The 15,818-nt window shown below is 58.0% G+C and carries 12 protein-coding genes; 1 reads left to right on the forward strand and 11 read right to left on the reverse strand.

What is annotated here, in order from left to right; translation table 11 throughout:
* Positions 1-81: 81 nt before the first annotated feature.
* The 5 genes from VGG22_08055 to VGG22_08075 all read right to left on the reverse strand — a co-directional run bounded on the left by VGG22_08055 (position 82) and on the right by VGG22_08075 (position 6,911).
* Positions 82-2,895 (reverse strand): TonB-dependent receptor, encoded by a 2,814-nt coding sequence (locus tag VGG22_08055; protein ID HEY1728308.1) that lies wholly within the window; start codon positions 2,893-2,895, stop codon positions 82-84.
* Between the two features lie 250 nt (positions 2,896-3,145).
* Entirely contained in the window at positions 3,146-3,844 is a 699-nt protein-coding gene (locus VGG22_08060) for a hypothetical protein (GenBank protein ID HEY1728309.1), read from the reverse strand.
* Positions 3,845-4,083: 239 nt separating this feature from the next.
* Positions 4,084-4,824: a sulfite exporter TauE/SafE family protein gene (locus VGG22_08065; GenBank protein ID HEY1728310.1), complete on the reverse strand. Its 741-nt coding sequence runs from the start codon at positions 4,822-4,824 to the stop codon at positions 4,084-4,086.
* A 14-nt stretch (positions 4,825-4,838) separates the two neighbouring features.
* Positions 4,839-5,522 (reverse strand): class I SAM-dependent methyltransferase, encoded by a 684-nt coding sequence (locus VGG22_08070; GenBank protein HEY1728311.1) that lies wholly within the window; start codon positions 5,520-5,522, stop codon positions 4,839-4,841.
* A gap of 18 nt (positions 5,523-5,540) precedes the next feature.
* The gene (locus VGG22_08075) at positions 5,541-6,911 is read right to left on the reverse strand and encodes a hypothetical protein (protein HEY1728312.1); all 1,371 of its coding nucleotides are present in this window, start codon (positions 6,909-6,911) and stop codon (positions 5,541-5,543) included.
* Here VGG22_08075 and VGG22_08080 point away from each other — a divergent pair.
* Positions 6,902-7,783, forward strand: coding sequence for a DUF4097 family beta strand repeat-containing protein (locus tag VGG22_08080; protein HEY1728313.1), 882 nt, complete (start codon positions 6,902-6,904; stop codon positions 7,781-7,783). The genes VGG22_08075 and VGG22_08080 overlap by 10 nt on opposite strands.
* On the opposite strand, the gene VGG22_08085 is transcribed toward VGG22_08080, so the two are convergent.
* From VGG22_08085 to VGG22_08110, 6 genes are all read right to left on the reverse strand, one after another.
* Entirely contained in the window at positions 7,780-8,550 is a 771-nt protein-coding gene (locus VGG22_08085) for a DUF4239 domain-containing protein (GenBank protein HEY1728314.1), read from the reverse strand. The genes VGG22_08080 and VGG22_08085 overlap by 4 nt on opposite strands.
* Before the next feature lie 55 nt (positions 8,551-8,605).
* Positions 8,606-9,133, reverse strand: coding sequence for a hemerythrin domain-containing protein (locus VGG22_08090; GenBank protein ID HEY1728315.1), 528 nt, complete (start codon positions 9,131-9,133; stop codon positions 8,606-8,608).
* Positions 9,134-9,542: 409 nt separating this feature from the next.
* Entirely contained in the window at positions 9,543-10,088 is a 546-nt protein-coding gene (locus tag VGG22_08095; protein HEY1728316.1) for an SRPBCC family protein, read from the reverse strand.
* Complete coding sequence (locus VGG22_08100; protein HEY1728317.1) at positions 10,089-10,430, reverse strand: metalloregulator ArsR/SmtB family transcription factor; 342 nt, start codon at positions 10,428-10,430, stop codon at positions 10,089-10,091. It lies immediately after the preceding gene.
* A gap of 394 nt (positions 10,431-10,824) precedes the next feature.
* Positions 10,825-12,891: a prolyl oligopeptidase family serine peptidase gene (locus VGG22_08105; protein HEY1728318.1), complete on the reverse strand. Its 2,067-nt coding sequence runs from the start codon at positions 12,889-12,891 to the stop codon at positions 10,825-10,827.
* A gap of 125 nt (positions 12,892-13,016) precedes the next feature.
* The gene (locus tag VGG22_08110) at positions 13,017-15,818 is read right to left on the reverse strand and encodes a TonB-dependent receptor (protein HEY1728319.1); all 2,802 of its coding nucleotides are present in this window, start codon (positions 15,816-15,818) and stop codon (positions 13,017-13,019) included.

The raw sequence follows: 15,818 nt of genomic DNA on the forward strand, positions 1-15,818 counted from the left end.
GCTAGCAGTTAACTAGACTCTGGCCTCGGCCCAAAGCAGCCAAAAGATCATGCAGATGAGGCTGGGATGCTAGTGGCGTGTCTAGTGCGCTGCTGTACTCACTTGGACGTAGACGGTACGCGGCTGGGCCCATTCATAGTTCGTCGGACCGATGCCGCTAGCGCCGAGACCCGGATAAGTGTAACCGCCGAAGTACAAGCCGCCTGCCATGCCGTTATCTTTATTAAAGACGTTCGTCGCTCCGATGGAAAAGTTGACGCCGTGCACCGGCAGATTGATTGATCCGTCGAACAGCGTGAAGCCGGGTTGACCGTACGAGTTGTTCGCTCCGTAAGTCGTGCTGCCGAAGCGAATGCTCCTGCCATCCTGGAATGTGTACCAGACGTTGCCGCGCATTTTATTGTACGGATAACCTGGAATCTGCACACCGTTGGCCGGCAACGGTCCGAGAAAGAGGCTGCCGCCCGACGTCACCGGGGCCTGATCGTAAGAGTAGTCGCGCAGCAAATCGACCGCGGCCTGGTACCCAAAGCCGAACTTCGGCTGGTGGAGAAGGGTGATCTCGGCACCACGGTTAGCCGTTTGCCCCTGTGAGGTGGGAATGACCTCGGAGGTGTATGCACTCCCATTGAACATGCCGGTGCACGCGGCGGTGACACACTGGTAGGTCGCGTAGCGATTGAAGATCGTCGTCGAGTAGAGATCGGCTGAGATGATGCTGTCGCGGCTGTACTTGTAATCGGCGCCGACATCGTACCCGGTCGAGGTCTCCGCTGTGAATTGTGTCGCGGGGTACAGCGTCCCATGGCTTCCGAGGTACGTAGTGGTGTTGATCAGGCCTTCGTACGGGGTAACGAATGCGCTGCCCGCAGAGGCGCGTACGCTGACGTTCGAATTCGGCCGCCACGTCAAACCGCCGCGTGGGTCGAAGCGCGAACCGACGTACGTCGTATTCGAGATGTAGCCGCCTAAAGCAAGTTGCAGGTTCGGCGCGATCTCGTAGGTACCGCGCAGATTCTCCGTGGTGCTCCGCACGGTTATTTGCGGTTTAGGGTAGAACCCAATCGTGTACGCGCACGAATATATCTGTGCGGCGGTTTGACCGGGGTAACCGCATCCGCCATACGGATCGGCCGGAGTCCCACTCCCATACCAGTACCAGCCGCTGGAGTACGCCTCTGTGTAATTGTAGCTGTCGCTGTGCGAATCGAAACCGAGCGTTAGGAAGCCGCGGTTGCCGAGCGGAAGCGAGTATTGTGCGTCGACGCCATGCAGCGTGTCGGTCGTGAGCTCGTAATACGGTTCGCCCGCGTAACCGTTATCGTCTGCAAAGTTGTTGCCAGCATCCGTTGAGAGCGCGGGACTGCTTCCGACCCAGGGACAACCCGGCGTGTAACACGGGCCGATAGCGCCTGGAGCGGGGTTCTGGATGACATCGCGTGTGATGCTGCCGCCATAGGCACGTGCGAGGAAAGTCCCGGGACCGATGACGGTGCGCAGAGCCGCGGTGAAGATCGGCTCCCTGTCGATCTCGTATGTGTTCGGGTAGCCGGCGTAGAGATTGATCGGGACGGTTTGGCCGACACGTCCCAGATACGGCGTCGCTGTGTAATTCTCATCATACGGGTTGGTCCCAGGCGCGCATGTCGGTCCCGCCGGTGCCGAACCCTCGGCGAGGCCGTTGGTGATGCAAGGAACGATCTTCGCGTAGACGTAGCCGACGTTATTGCCGGTCTCGTCCAGCCACGTCTGCGTCGAGTTACTGCTCAACTCGAGCGACGTAACCGGCGAGAAGTTGTAAGCCAACTTGAAAAGCTGACCGTCGTTGGAGAAGTCCGATGTTGCGGCGTAAGCGTAGTTCAGAACACCCGTGTAGCTCGTTCCGGACGAATAGACTTGATTGTTGCCCGTGAGGGGGTATGTGGGCGAGGTATAGGGAGAGTAGAAACTCGCGCGCCCAAAACCGAAGATGTTCTGCGGTGCCATGTAGCCCGGCGTCGTTTCGCGCGCGACGGCGACAAGCAGGCCGATCTTGCCGATCGTATCGGAGACCCGCACACCATACGTCCAGCCGCCGAACGAGTCGTATTGGGTCATCAAGTCGGTGCTCAGCGTAGGAGTGATCGGTGCGGTCTTGAGGTTGAGCGTGCCGCCGACGGCGTCAACCACCGTATTCGGCATATTGCCGGGGCCTTTGCTGACTTCGATACCGCTGAGCAGAATCGCGTTCGTAAAAGTGGCGTTGAAGCCGAAGGCGCCGCTGCCGATCGTATCGACCGGATGGCCGTCGATGAGCACCTGCGACTCGTACGGCTCGGCACCGCGAATTGAGATCGACGTGTTCGCGCCGGGCTCGTTCGAACCGCCGCCGACGCGAGCGATCTCGACGCCCGGGATCTGGTCGAGGATGTTGACGATCTGATCCTGCCCTTGGCTACGAATCGTCGCCGCGGTGAGCTGGGTCAATGCGGCCGGAGAGTCGGCGACTGAGGTCGAGCCGCCGACCGAGACGGTAGCAATCGTCGTGAGCGACGCCGGGAGCAGCGTCGTCGCAAGCGTGGAACTCTGACCGCTCAAAACCGTGACACTGTCCTGCTGCGTCGATCGGAAGCCCGGTGCCGAGATCGTCACGCTGTAGATTCCCGGCGGGAGCACGACATTGTATGTGCCGTCGGATTTCGTCGTCGTTTGCGCCGTTGTCGGTCCCGAGAAGACGATTCTGGCACTACTGACCGGCTTTCCGCCGTCGTCGTGCACTTTGCCAGTGATGGTGCCGGTCGATTGCGACGCACCAGTCTGCGCCCACACCGGCGCCGACATCGAAACACATAGCATCAGACCACACAGCAATGCCTTGAGGTGAGACCGCACGAGCATCTCCTTGAGATCAGCCAAAAGAGAAACGTGGGCGGCTGGGAAGCAGCTGCCGACTCTGCTCAGCGTACGAATCGAACGTCAGAACATCCTTGAGGCTCAAGAATGAATTTAGATGACGACGAACTTCCGAATCGATGCAGGAAATTTCAACGCTCACGAGTTTCCACCGAAACGATCGTCGTTCGCGGCGCTGCGTTTTTGCTATCGACCATTGTTTCGCGAGAAACGGCCTGGCGCATAGACGACCGGATTCGCCTGAGCGCCGAAGTTACTTCGGAGCCGGCGTACCGTCCGACCAGAAACCAACCGGGATGACGATCGTCACTGGTTCGTACCGGCGAAACGTCGACGTCGCCGGTGAGAGGATGGGCGATCCTTTGAAGCTTGCGGCCCACGTGGCCACTTGGTCGAGGGCGACGAACGGCATCACGTGAGGGCGCCATGGGCCCTTAACTCCATCGTTGAGATAGCTGTGTTTCGACAACATGAATGCGAACGACGCCGGAGCCGGGTCGGTGAACTGATGATCGGCGTAAGCGGCCTGACACTTCTTCGCAATCTCTTCGCGCGTGTCGCCGGCGAGCGCCCATTTCGTCCGGGCGAGGTACTGTGGCAGCACGCTCTTCACGGCCGGAGGGTTGAGGCAGCCGGCTCCGCGCCCTTTCGGATTCCAAAATTCAGGATCATCGAAACCCGCCGTCCACATACGCCCGACCAAGCAGACCCAGCCGTTGCTCCCCTTCGCGGCGACCACGTAGCCGCTCTTGGTGAGTACGAGCACCTCGGCGTGGGCGGAGATCGATGCCGGTCCAGCGCTGCGCGCGATCTCAATTTCAGCGGCACGGGGCATGAGATATTGCGAGACGGGCGCCATCGTCGGATACGGATTGCTCGCCGGCACCTGGCCGTATGCGGATGCGCAACAGGCAAGCAAGACGATGAGGACCGTGCAAGCGATGTTTCGCATGGATGACCTCCTATTTGGGCGCTGTCGCGCTTTTGGTGTCCGTCGGAACGGCCTCGTGATTATATGGGCAGTGCCGGCATGCATTACCGCAGCACCAGCCCCGTTTGAGGTGGTAGTGCTCGGTAAGAACCATTAAACCGTTTTCCAGGTAATAATCGTCCGGGCCGAGGGGAGCCGGCTGACCATCACGTTGATTTCTTGGCAACACAGGTGGCGAGAATTTTAGCACACCTCGAGCGCTAACGCCGAACGGCGACGTTCAAGATCAGGACGAAGCCGGAGACAGTCAGCAGCCCAAGGACCAGCCGACGAAACAAGACGTCGCTGAAACGTCCGTAGACCCGACCACCGATGAATGCCGGGATCACCAAAACCGGTCCTGCGATCGCAAAGACGCGCAACAATTCGGTATTGATCACGCCCGAAACGACGTAGGCGATAAGTGTCACAATTTGCACCATGAAGTTGAACGACTGGAACGTCGCGCGTAGCGCATCGCGATCCCAGCCACGTAACGTGCACCACAATGTCGACACCGAACCACCGAGACCGCTTAAGCCGGACATCACACCGCTGGCGACTCCCGCGCCGACGTCGGCGGTTCGACCAAGCCGGCCCAGAGCTGGAACCCGGTGCGAAAGCAAGACGACGGGACAATACACGACGAGCAGAATGCCGACGCCGAGCTTGAATGCATCGGCATTGAGATGTCCGAGCAGCGACACGCCGATTGGAACGCCAATCAGGCCGCCGACGAGCAACGGCATTATTCGCGACATTTCGAAACCGCTGCGCGCGCGATGTAAAGAGAACACGTTTCCGAGCAGCGACCCGAGCACGACCAAAGGTCCCGCAATTCGTGGATCGAGCACCCACGCCCAAAACGCCAGCGCCGTTAATCCGAATGCAAAGCCTGTAAGTCCCTGGACAAAACCCGCGACCGCAGCGCCGATCGCTACGATTACGATAACTTCGCTCAACCGGGAGTCACAGTCTAGTTTGGTTGAGAAAAGAGATCGATCCTCACGGGCTGGTCGAAAGGCTTGCCGCTCGCAAACACTTCGTCGAAGCGCCTGCGAACTTCCGGGGCAAGCACTGCTTCCTCGCTGTAGCCGTTAAACCGCCGGTTGGCAATCATGCGTTTCGCGTACGCATCAAAATTATCGTATGGCCGGCGATCGTAGTACGAGAGGTGACGACGATCGCCGAAATGCGGCGCGGCGAATGTGTCGAGCGCCGAGCGAGCCGCAGCGCGCACGACGGTTTCATCGTGAAACACCGAGGAAACATAATGATTCGGTCCCTCGGCGAGCGGTTCGGCAACGTATAGACGCCCCGCCGGTTTCAGCACGCGATGCGCCTCGGCCAACGCCTTCGAAAGCTTTTCATTCGGAACGTGATGCAGCGAGAACACGAAGAGCACGAGATCGGCTGAATGATCGTCGAGCGGCAAAGCATTGGCGGGGCCTTTTATGAGACGATATCGTCCCGGTCCCTCGACCGTCCAATCGACGGGGTCGATGAAAGGGTCAACGCCTGTGACGTGCGCACCGTGTGCCGCCAACACACGTGCGTTTCCACCCTCACCGCTGCCGACGTCGACCACCTCGAGTCCGGACAGCGAGCCGAGCGATGCTACAATTGCGTCGGGATGTTTTTGTAGTCCAAGATCGGTCATATTTGACCTGTTCCCTAACTAGAATAGCTGTCCCTGAAGCTCGTAGGTGAGGCGATTTCCCTCCGAGCCGTGCGCAAGATTCAATCGGACGCCGTGGTACATCACGCCGATACCAGCGTCGGCATGCCATTGAAATGCCGGCGGCGCAAAGGCCTGCTCTCCGCCGCGCACGCGAGCCGCGGCTTCTTCGGCAAATGCGATGAGCTTGAATGGACCGGGTAGCGCATCGTTGATACGATACTCGGCCTGCAAGACGCGGGCATCGGTGCCGCAAAACGGCTTCGGATATCCGCGGATGCCGACGCCGCAGACGAGACTGCTCGTGGGTAAAACGCCACCTGTTTGCAAGACCATACCGTGCAGCGCGAGCGTCGAGTTACCGACGCGCGTGTAATGCGCCAGGTCCGCGACGTATGTTTGATATTCGCTCGTCGCGCCCAACCCACCGATGCCGTCGAAAAATTCGACCTTGTATTGGTACGAGCAAAAGGGCGGGTACCATTGCGTCGGCGGACCCGTGCACGCATGGGAAAGACCGGCTTCCAAGAGCGAGACCTTCGCGGCGTTATAGTACGTGTCGTAGACGGAGGGCGCATTAATATATGTCGGTACGTTGCTCGTCGCGTGACGCTCGCGCACGCCGATTTCGAATTGCGTTCCGTCAGTGCCATGTATGAGGTACGACACTCCGACGCCGGTGAAATAGCTGTGAATGTCTTGCGCCACGGGTTGACTTGCGCGAACCGTGCCGCGTGCAGCCAGCATCTCGAAGAGAACGTCTTGTTCACGTCCGGTTGTCGCATCGACCGCGACGGGCATCGTGTAAAGGATCTCTGCCAAATCGGCGCGCAGCGCGAATTGGGTGTACATGGAGAGCGTCGAACCGCGCCGGTCGAGCGGCTTCGTGCCGGCGTCAAAGCCGACGCCTTCGATCGGAAACGCGAGCGGTTGCTGCGCGTAGACCGGATGTGTCGTCACGTCGAACTGCTTCGACATGACGATCCAGTCGAGCGTAACGTCATGCGTCGAGAGATCTTGCCGTATCGTGAGGCGTGGGATTGCGCCGGCAAGCTTGGTGAGATTTGTGAAATCCTGATCGACCGCGCTCTGCCGAAGCCGATCTCCCTCGTGCAGGGACAGATATCGCCGCACGATGGCAGGTTCGGCGATGCCGTATGTCTCGATCTTCACGGCAGTGATGCGAGCCCCGTCCTCGAGGATTGTAAGGCGCGGAGGCTTGGCCGGTTGCGCCGCACCTGCGCAAGCACCGAACAGGGTCATCGCCACGACGATAAAGAGAGCGCCGAGAAACTTCGAATGCATTCCCAGGGCGCTCATTCGGTAGCGAAACTCGGCGACCCGTCGAACGTAGATGAGGCGTGATCTCACGAGGTTCGATCCTCGCCGCAATCGTCATTGCCGAGCTGGCGATCGTCGGCACTGCCATCGTCGCGGTCCGAGGCGACCAAATCGGGCCGTCTTTCGCGCCGCCCGCCTTCGCGCAGTTCACGCACGGATCGCACCTCATCGAGGGCGGTCCGCATCAGCTCTTCTATATAGGCCCGCACCCATCGCTCACCGTTGATATCGGATATGCGGACCTCACGATCCAAAGCGGCAAAGCCGGCCAGATCGACGTTAGTGTCAGCCCAAGCCCCGACTTCGGAATCTTCCGCTCAAAGGAGCCGATTTCGGCAACCAAAGATAGGCAGACGGTCCGCATTACGACGCCGTCCCAGCACGGGATTACAACCGGCGACAATCGCATGGTGACCGTCGTGGTGCCGGAGGGAACCAGCGTTTCGGTTGTACACGCGGGCGACATTAGAGCGAGCGGTTTGCGTGCCGAGGCCTCATTTTCGAGTCTCGGCAACGGCTTCATAAGAATCGAAGACTATGATGGGCCGGCATTGCACTTGACCGCATCGAGGGGTTCGGTCACCATGCATGCCGTCGCCGCCCAACATCTCGAGGTGAGCGCTCGGGACGATCGCATTGAGGGAACGGGATTGCGAGTCCACGACGGCAGCATCGAAGGCGGCGATCGCGTGACGCTTGGTTTTGCGCCAGGTACAAACACCGTCGTCAACGCCGATACGGACGACGGTAGAATCACGGCGACCGGCTTGAACGCTACCGCCGCCGGCAAAAAAGGCGACGATGACGATTCGTCGTCACAGACGGTGCGCGTCGGCGCCGGAAACGGGAGCCTCGACGTTCACACGAGCGACGGAAACATCAATCTCGTTCAGGAAAACTAAGCTTCGTTCTCCAATATTTTCATACGGCTTTCGTAGAATAGCCATACGTTCGGCGTGATCGCATTCGGCCCGCGGAAAGGCGTGTCGAATTCCTTGATGACGACGAACATGATCGTGATGAGCGCGGCGAGAATTCCGGTCATCAAGAGCTGCATGACGCGATTCTGAACACCGAAGAAGAATGTGAAACATAGCGTCGCCGAGGCGCCCGCAATCAAGCCGAACCAGAGAATCGGCGGCACCGATGCTCTGGTCGCAAGAACACGTTCCCGCCGTGCATCGAACGCGCGCAGCAGCTCCTGCATTGCAATCTGATGCGCATCCTGTTGCCCACGGTTTGACGGCGTAAAGGTTTCGATCTCGCGCGCGATGTTCTCGACGTCGGAAACGGCGCTGAGCGCCACTGTTCCGTCGGTCATTTCCGGCCATTCCCTGGTGACGACATCGGCGACGTATCCGCGCAAGTCCGTACGGATTCGACGCCGCAGCGGTTGCGGAAAGGCTTCAGCGGTGTGGTACAGGTCGAAGACGGCGGCAGCCTCGGCATCGACGTGGTTTTGAACTTCGCCGTACTTCTCCCAAACGACGACCACGACGAATCCGAGCACGACCGCATACGTCACGGCGATCGCCGAATAAATGAAGCCGGCAACGTTATTTTGCTCGACGAGAATTCGTGGACCGATGCAGCGTTGCACGACGTAGTGCACGCCGGCGGCCGCGAGTGCTACAGCAACAGCTACCGCGGCCGTGACCAAGAAAATCATGGTCCGAACGCAGTTAAAGCGTCGTGACTAGCTAGCCTTCAGGACGCACTTGGCGTCATCGCGACCGAGCTGTCTTGCGTGCCGGCCGCCCGGTCGATCGCTTTTTACTAGCGGCGGCTCGTCCGTTGCCCGAAGCGCCCCGCTGTGCACGCTGTTTGGCTTTTTCCCACGCCTCGCCGATTTCGTCGAGTTCTTCCTTCTCCAGAAGCTCGCGCGCAACGCCGAAGACTTTCGACTCTTCTTCTTCGACGTGATGCTTGACGTTTTCACCGAGAACCTGAACTTCGGCCTTGAACTGCTCGTCCGGCTTGCGGCCACTGCTTATCATCTGCATAAGACTCTTTGCAGCCGCGTGTTCGGTATACGCCTCGAAGACATCGACCTTCTCTTCTTCGTCGTCGGCTCGCGCCTTGAGCTGCGCGTAGAATAGCCGCTCTTCAATGGCGAGATGTGTCGATAGCTTCGTCGCGATCTCTTTCGCGAGTTCGCGAAGCCGCTCGTCACCGGCGTCGCACTTGTTCGCCTCGTCGATCAAGGCTCCGACTTCCCGATGTTCTTGTTTGATGATGCTAAGTACGTCCACCCTAAGACCTCGCTTCACAGAATGTGTGCGTTTGACGCTGAGTGGAACACAGTACCCAGAAATGAGCAAACCCACCAACGCGACCCATTTCGATCGCATACCAGCCTATCCAAGCGCTTCGGCGTGTCGATAACGGCGTGGGAACGAACGAATTCGCGGTAAAAGGTTCCTATGGAACGTAAGAAGACCACCCGCAAGAAGAAAACCGCCCGAAAGAAATCGAAGCGTAAGTACTCAAAGGGAGCTCAACGCAAAGTCGCGCGCGCGATGCGCAAGCGTAAAGCGGGAACCCTGAAATCCGGCCGATCCAAGAAGAAAGTAACGAGCCGCAAACAGGCGATTGCAATCGGACTGAGTGAAGCTCGTAAACGCGGCGCGAAGGTTCCGAAAAAGAAGAAATCTCGCTAGCTCATCCCCATTTGGGGAGTTCGATGCCGAACTGCTGAGCGTACTCGGCGTTCAGCCGCTGCCACCCCTCGAATTGCATTGCTGCAGAACCGGCGATCGGGCCAATCGGCGTTCCGTTCAACTTCTGTTCCAAAACATCCAAGGCGATGTGCCAACCGGCTGCGCCCATCGAGATGTAGTTGCGATCGATTATGCTCCATAGCGTCAGACGCGTGCCGCCGCTGACGGCTTCCAGCTCCCAGCGCATGTCGTTATCGCCGCAGCTGTATTCGAGCAACTTTGGAGGCTCGGCTCGCTTCACTTTCGTTTCGATCTCGCTGGGCGCGCCGATCCACGTAAGCTGGACCGTACTCCCAACTTTGCTGAGATTTCCACTGACTTTGAAGGGCGCCCATTCGCTTAGCTCCACGGGATCGGTCAGCGCCTGCCACACTTTGTCAGCCGAGTGACGGAGTTCTTTCACGAGAATCAGCGTCCAGGTTTCTCCGTTCTTTTGAACGCGCGCCATGTTGGCGGGACCCGGCGAATACTGCTGACTGGTGCTCATCTATTTTCTCCTTTTCTTCCGCTTCGTCGGTTTTGCTGGATGCATGCGGTTGAGGTGGCGTTCGAGAGCATCGACGTGAACGGACCAGAATCGACGGAACTGAGCCAGCCAAGCATCCATTTCCGCAAACGGTTCAGGCTTTAGCCGATAGAGACGACGCTGTGCGTCGATCGTGGATTCCACGAAACCGGCCTCGCGCAATATGCGCAGGTGCTTTGAGACGGTCGGCTGCGACATGCGCAGCCGGCGTTCGATCTCTCCAACCGTCTTCTGTGAGGATACGAGCAACCCCAATATCGCGCGCCGGTTCGGCTCCGCAATAATCTCAAACGCAGATTCCACTCGTTTGATATACCTCACTCCGTATATGCCTGTCAAGGCATATTATTATGACCCATTCGGAACGAAGCTTCGCCAACACCGCAGCCGCGAGGGTCAGGAGCGCTAGGTGCTTCGCATAACAAGCTCGTTCAGGACGAGGAGATCGCTTCTCAACACGTTCACGGCCTGACGAACTCTAGGATCCGGAGTCAAAGCAATATCCCTTGGCATGCACCGTTCGAATAATGTTCGGTCGGGCGGGATCTACTTCAATTTTGGCTCGCAAGAAATTGATATAGACATGAAGGCACTTGCGTGCTCCTTTTTCACTTCGCCTCCAGATCGCTTCGAGAAGCTCATCCCCACTCACCGTACGCCCCGGCCGCGCCATAGTGAATAGTTTCCGACGGCGATGCTACATGGGTCGATCATTTGACGCCGCGGGACCCTTTGCGTGCATCAAGTGCTTGTCAAACCACACCGTCGATCGCGCGAGCAGGTCCATTTGATCCTGTGTCTCGTGGAGGACATGGCCTTCATCTTCGTACTGAATCAATTCAGACGGAACGCCTTGGTCGCGGAAGCTCGCGTATAAGAACTCGGGATCGTCGCGCGGCTCGCTTCCGAGATTCGGATTACCACTCACGAACATCGTCGCAGTTTTAACGTTCTTTGTATGAAACACGGACGACTCACGGACGTATCTCTGCGGTACGTCCCACTGAGTACCGCCGTAAAGATAGCCGAGCTCTTCGTGGCTAAGCTTAACGATTGCCGATTCATTGTGATAAAATTCGTTCCCCCATCCTTCGTACGAGATCGCCGCCCTATAGCGGTGATCGTGAGTGATGAGGAAATTCGTATGCGTACCACCATAGCTCACGCCGAAGACACCCAATCGGTTCGGATCGGCTATTCCATGCGCGATCGCGTAATTGACCGCACCTTCCACGTCGGCGCAATCGCGCTCGTAGTAGTCGTGGTTGGCGATTGCCTCCTGAACAGGTTTATGGCCGTATGTCCCCGTGATCCGATAATCGGTGATCACCATCGCATAGCCGAGACTCGCCCAGTATTGCCATTCGAGCGGCCCTGCTCCATAGATGATGGTTCCGTCCAGCGTGAGTCGCGAACTGAAGCCGCCGCCGTGAATCTGGACGATCGTCGGATATCGGCGACGTGCGTCGTAATGCATCGGGTAGACAATGAGCGCCGGCAACTCGAGTCCGTCGCTCGAGCGGTAATGAATCTCCTCGATGCGGCTCATTTTCAAGCCGTCGAACTCGGGATGCAGCCGCACGAGCGCGCGCGCCGACGAGCCGTCTTCATTCGCGACGTGCAAACGTACCTGACCGTACGGGTCAAGCCCGAGCCAGGCTATCGACGCTCGCTCTGACGAGAGCGCGAATGCTTGAACGTCCTCCGACCCGCGCGTCACCGATTCGGGTTGCTGCCCACGACGCAGCCGGTAGATCTGCCCGTATGCGCTTCCGTGCATTCCGACTGAGAATATCGTATGCGTCCTGTTGTCCCATTGGGGATAAAATCGGTAGAGCCAGCGAAAGTCGCGCGTCCAATACGACGTCTTCTTGCCGCCGATATTGGTTACCGCGAAATCGTCGACGATATCGTATGTTGGGAACACAGGGTCGGTGAGATACAACAGCTTCGTGCCGTCGTCCACAAACGTTGGATTGAGCCATTTCTGCATTCCCGCCACGCGAACGACAGTGGACGTTTTTCGTGTCGCCGGATCAAAAGCCACAATCGAGTGGAAGTCGTCCGCGTGAAAGAAATGCGATTCATCGAAAAATAGCCGGCCATTTGGTGACCAGCCAACCCAATTGACCCACGTGTCACGGTAGGCCTGAACGGCCAACCGATCGGCGCCGGTGTCGAGATCGATTGTTCGAATCTCAGGGGCTATTGGTTCCGAGAGAATCGACGGCGATGAGGACGGGTCGCTGCTATAAACATGAACGCGCGTGCCGCCGATGGCCGACATAGAATTGCCATAGCCGTACAAGAAGTGATGTGTCACGTAAGCGATCGATCGCGAATTGGGAGACCACGCGAACGGAGGAGCATCATAACCAAATCCTGCGCCGACGACTCCGCCTTTACGATTCGTCAACTGCTGAATTCCCGATCCATCGGCATTCATGACGTATATCTGCAGTGAGCCGCTCGTTCGCGATACGAATGCGACATGTCTGCCGTCCGACGATACAACCGGCTCGAATCCCACCGTGAGCGTGCGACACTCGCCGTCTTTGAGATCGACCGATGCGATCAACTGTGTTTCAGGCGCCTTTGTATCATTCGCGCCTCGCCATGAGACGATCAGCTGGTCGTGATGGGGAACCCACGCAATCGATTCGGGCGCGTTCATGTGCCCGTTCCACGTGGCTTCGTTTTCCAGCAACCACTTGATTGCGTGCGCATCGACAACACGCGATCCTATTGATAACCGCGTCGGCACGCATGGCGCCAGCGATTGTCCGTCTGGCGCAGCCGGCGCCGAGGAGCATGGGGAAACTAAGGAGCTGAAGGCAATGGCGGCTCCGAGAAACGCTGCCAAGCGCGGTAAACATCGCGTGTTCATCTTTATAGATGCAATTGCATCGTCAAAAGCACTGTGCGCGGCCCATATTCTTCGCCGTTGAGCTCGGAGGGGAGACCAGCTACGACGGGTGCGCCGCTCGCGTTCGCAGCCGAAAGCACTTGCACTCCGCTATCGTACATGCCGGTTATATTTTTGAAGGTCATCATGAGAGATAGATTTTTGCTGAGTGCGTACCTTGCATGCGCATCCAATTCGACAAAGGCCGGCCGAAAATATGTATTGTTATTTCCGAAATACGTAGGGACAAAATCAATCTCCGTTCCAGGCTTCCAACGATATCCCACGCGCCCATAGGCTTGAGCGTACGGTACCGCCGTTCCGAACGCGCCCGTCATGTTAATGCCTGGCACAACCTGGAGGTTTTGACAGTTCGCTTGCGTTTTGAAATTGCAGGTTCCACCGCTATTGTAGAAATCGCCCGGCAGGCTGAGGACGTAGCTTCGGGTGAAACCTCCTGAGAAATTCCCGAACAAGCCGTGCGGTACGTCATGCTTAAATCCGAGCGCAATGCCTTCGAACCGCGAGCTACCAAGATTGCCGAACTGCGTCACATATAACGGTTGCCCGCCGCAGGTCGCGCACGGTGGCTCGTATTGCGATGTCTGGTATATCTGACCGTAGAGATTCGAGCGGTACATATCGAAGGTGAAGAGATCGTTACCGTTGAGGCGCGCATCTGCGCCTGCATCGAACGAGAACGACTCCTCCGGCTTCAACGCGAGATTCGTGAGAGTCGTGAAGCAGTCTCCGACCTGACACGTTGGGGGTGCGTTCGTGCCGAGAAGATCGCTGAGGGGAGCTTCGGCGAAACCCCCACCGGCGGAAAATCGGAAGGCATACGGCGTGCTCGGTCGCCATACGAATCCGAGCCGCGGTGCAGAATACGTGTACACTTCATCGAGATACGCAACCGGCGGCGTGTTGGGGTTCGGGACATGATAGTGGGTTGTAACGAAGTAGTCGGCGAGTTCGAGGGTTGTCGTGCGCGAAGGATTGATACCGAGGGAGAGCCGTGACTCATCGGTGACTTCCGAAACGCTCGGCGCCACCATCGGGGGGTAGAGCGAGAAAATCTGTGTTCCTGCATAGTTCTCGCCGAACTGATCAGGCTCGTTATAATATGACTGAACAAACGAGGCTCCGAGGACCATGTTCTCACCGAGCGGCGTCGTGTAACTGACTAATCTGTCCCGATTGTTCGCAACGCCGAGATTCTGCTCACCGAACGTGCTACCCGTATAGCCGAGTTGATACTGCCCACCATTGAACGTAATTGGTTCGTATGTTCCCGTAGCACAACTAGGGCTCGTGTCTGTGCAGATTTGGCCTCCACCATAGAGCTTTTGTGTTAGTGACGAGGCGCTTTGAAACGAGTAGCTACTGAACGTCCGATTTTGCAATGCTGCGACGCGGAGCACTCCGCTGCCGATGGTCGCGGTAATCTTTTCCTCAAGCAAGCTCGCGGCGTTTTCGTAAGGCGCTGGACTCAAATACAAGCCAATTCCGGGGAAGGTATGGTTCCCCGACGGGAAACTACCCGTGTAGCCAGCCGGAGGCTCAAACGTGCCGGCAAAGCTGTAGAAGCCGTCGTCCATACGAGAAGTCTGGCCTGCATAAAAGACCTGGGCGCTCACGTTGGGTGAAATCGCGTATGCTATCGCCGCCGAACCACTGATCTGACTCCACGCTGTGCTTTGCTGGACGCAGCACTGAACGAGGCCGGTCGTGAAATTAAGGCCGCCAAAATCGCTATACGGTTCCGGCAGAAAATTCACCGCGCACGTACCCGTACAGTTAAACGATCGACCGTTGACCGACGTCGGCGTAAACACGGCATACCCTAGCGGTCCCGAACCGCTGAGAGGACCGGGACTATCGTTTAATCCATACGTAACGACCGCAGTGAGCTTATTTGCGCGTATTGCGCCCATGCTTCTAATGACGGTGCCGCCGTAGGGATCTGTACTAATCGAAAGGTCGAAGTGGTTCCGCGTGGCCGAACTCAGCGCATGCAGACTCAGGGTGCCCCCGATCGAATCAACGATGCTCGCAGAGGCGCCGGGACCCCGTATCACGTCGGCGGATCCAAATGCGGTGAGTGGATAGAAACCTAGGTCCGTTCCGTTCCCACCTTGCGATGTCGCGCTCTGCAAACCGATGAGAGGCATGTCATCAAGCAAAATGGCGGACTCATAAGGGAGCGCGCCGTCGATCGAAACCTGTATGGGCATCAACGGGCTATCGGCGAATCCGGATTGGCCGCCAAAGCTACCACTACCCAAGCCCGCTTGAGCCACCCCTGGAATTTGCTCGAGAGTTTGCCGCCATGAGGTATCTCCTTCCATGGCGTTCGTTATCGGACTAATCTGTGTAATTGACGCCGGCGTCGAATTGATCTGCGCTCCGACGGTCGTCGACGTCGTCGCAATAACGCGAAGGCCCTTTTGGGCTGCCTCATACCGAACCGAAACGACAACATCCGACTGCAAGGACAGATTCTGCGGTGTAGTCGTGCCTAATTCCGCCGACTTTGCGGAGATTTTGTATAGGCCGATCGGTAGCCCGTTAAACGCAAAGGCACCGTGACTGTCCGTCTGCGTGGAGAGCTTGCGCGGGCCCGATAAGGTGACGAGTGCACCGGCGACGGGCGCGCCGCTACTGGAGGTCACCGTCCCCGTTATCGATGCACTCGTCGTCGGCGCGACCTGCGCCACACCCGGTGTAGAAACGATCAGCTGCGCAAAGATGACCGCGACGACAAATTGCGCAACGCGCGCGAGCAT

This window comes from Candidatus Baltobacteraceae bacterium (genome assembly GCA_036489885.1).
Lineage (GTDB): Bacteria > Vulcanimicrobiota > Vulcanimicrobiia > Vulcanimicrobiales > Vulcanimicrobiaceae > JAFAMS01.

Excerpts from the sequence above, each read along its gene's own strand:
- VGG22_08085 (HEY1728314.1), bottom strand. The coding sequence starts at position 8,550 with ATGATTTTCTTGGTCACGGCCGCGGTAGCTGTTGCTGTAGCACTCGCG.
- VGG22_08095 (HEY1728316.1), bottom strand. The coding sequence starts at position 10,088 with ATGAGCACCAGTCAGCAGTATTCGCCGGGTCCCGCCAACATGGCGCGC.
- VGG22_08070 (HEY1728311.1), bottom strand. The coding sequence starts at position 5,522 with ATGACCGATCTTGGACTACAAAAACATCCCGACGCAATTGTAGCATCG.
- VGG22_08110 (HEY1728319.1), bottom strand. The coding sequence starts at position 15,818 with ATGCTCGCGCGCGTTGCGCAATTTGTCGTCGCGGTCATCTTTGCGCAG.
- VGG22_08060 (HEY1728309.1), bottom strand. The coding sequence starts at position 3,844 with ATGCGAAACATCGCTTGCACGGTCCTCATCGTCTTGCTTGCCTGTTGC.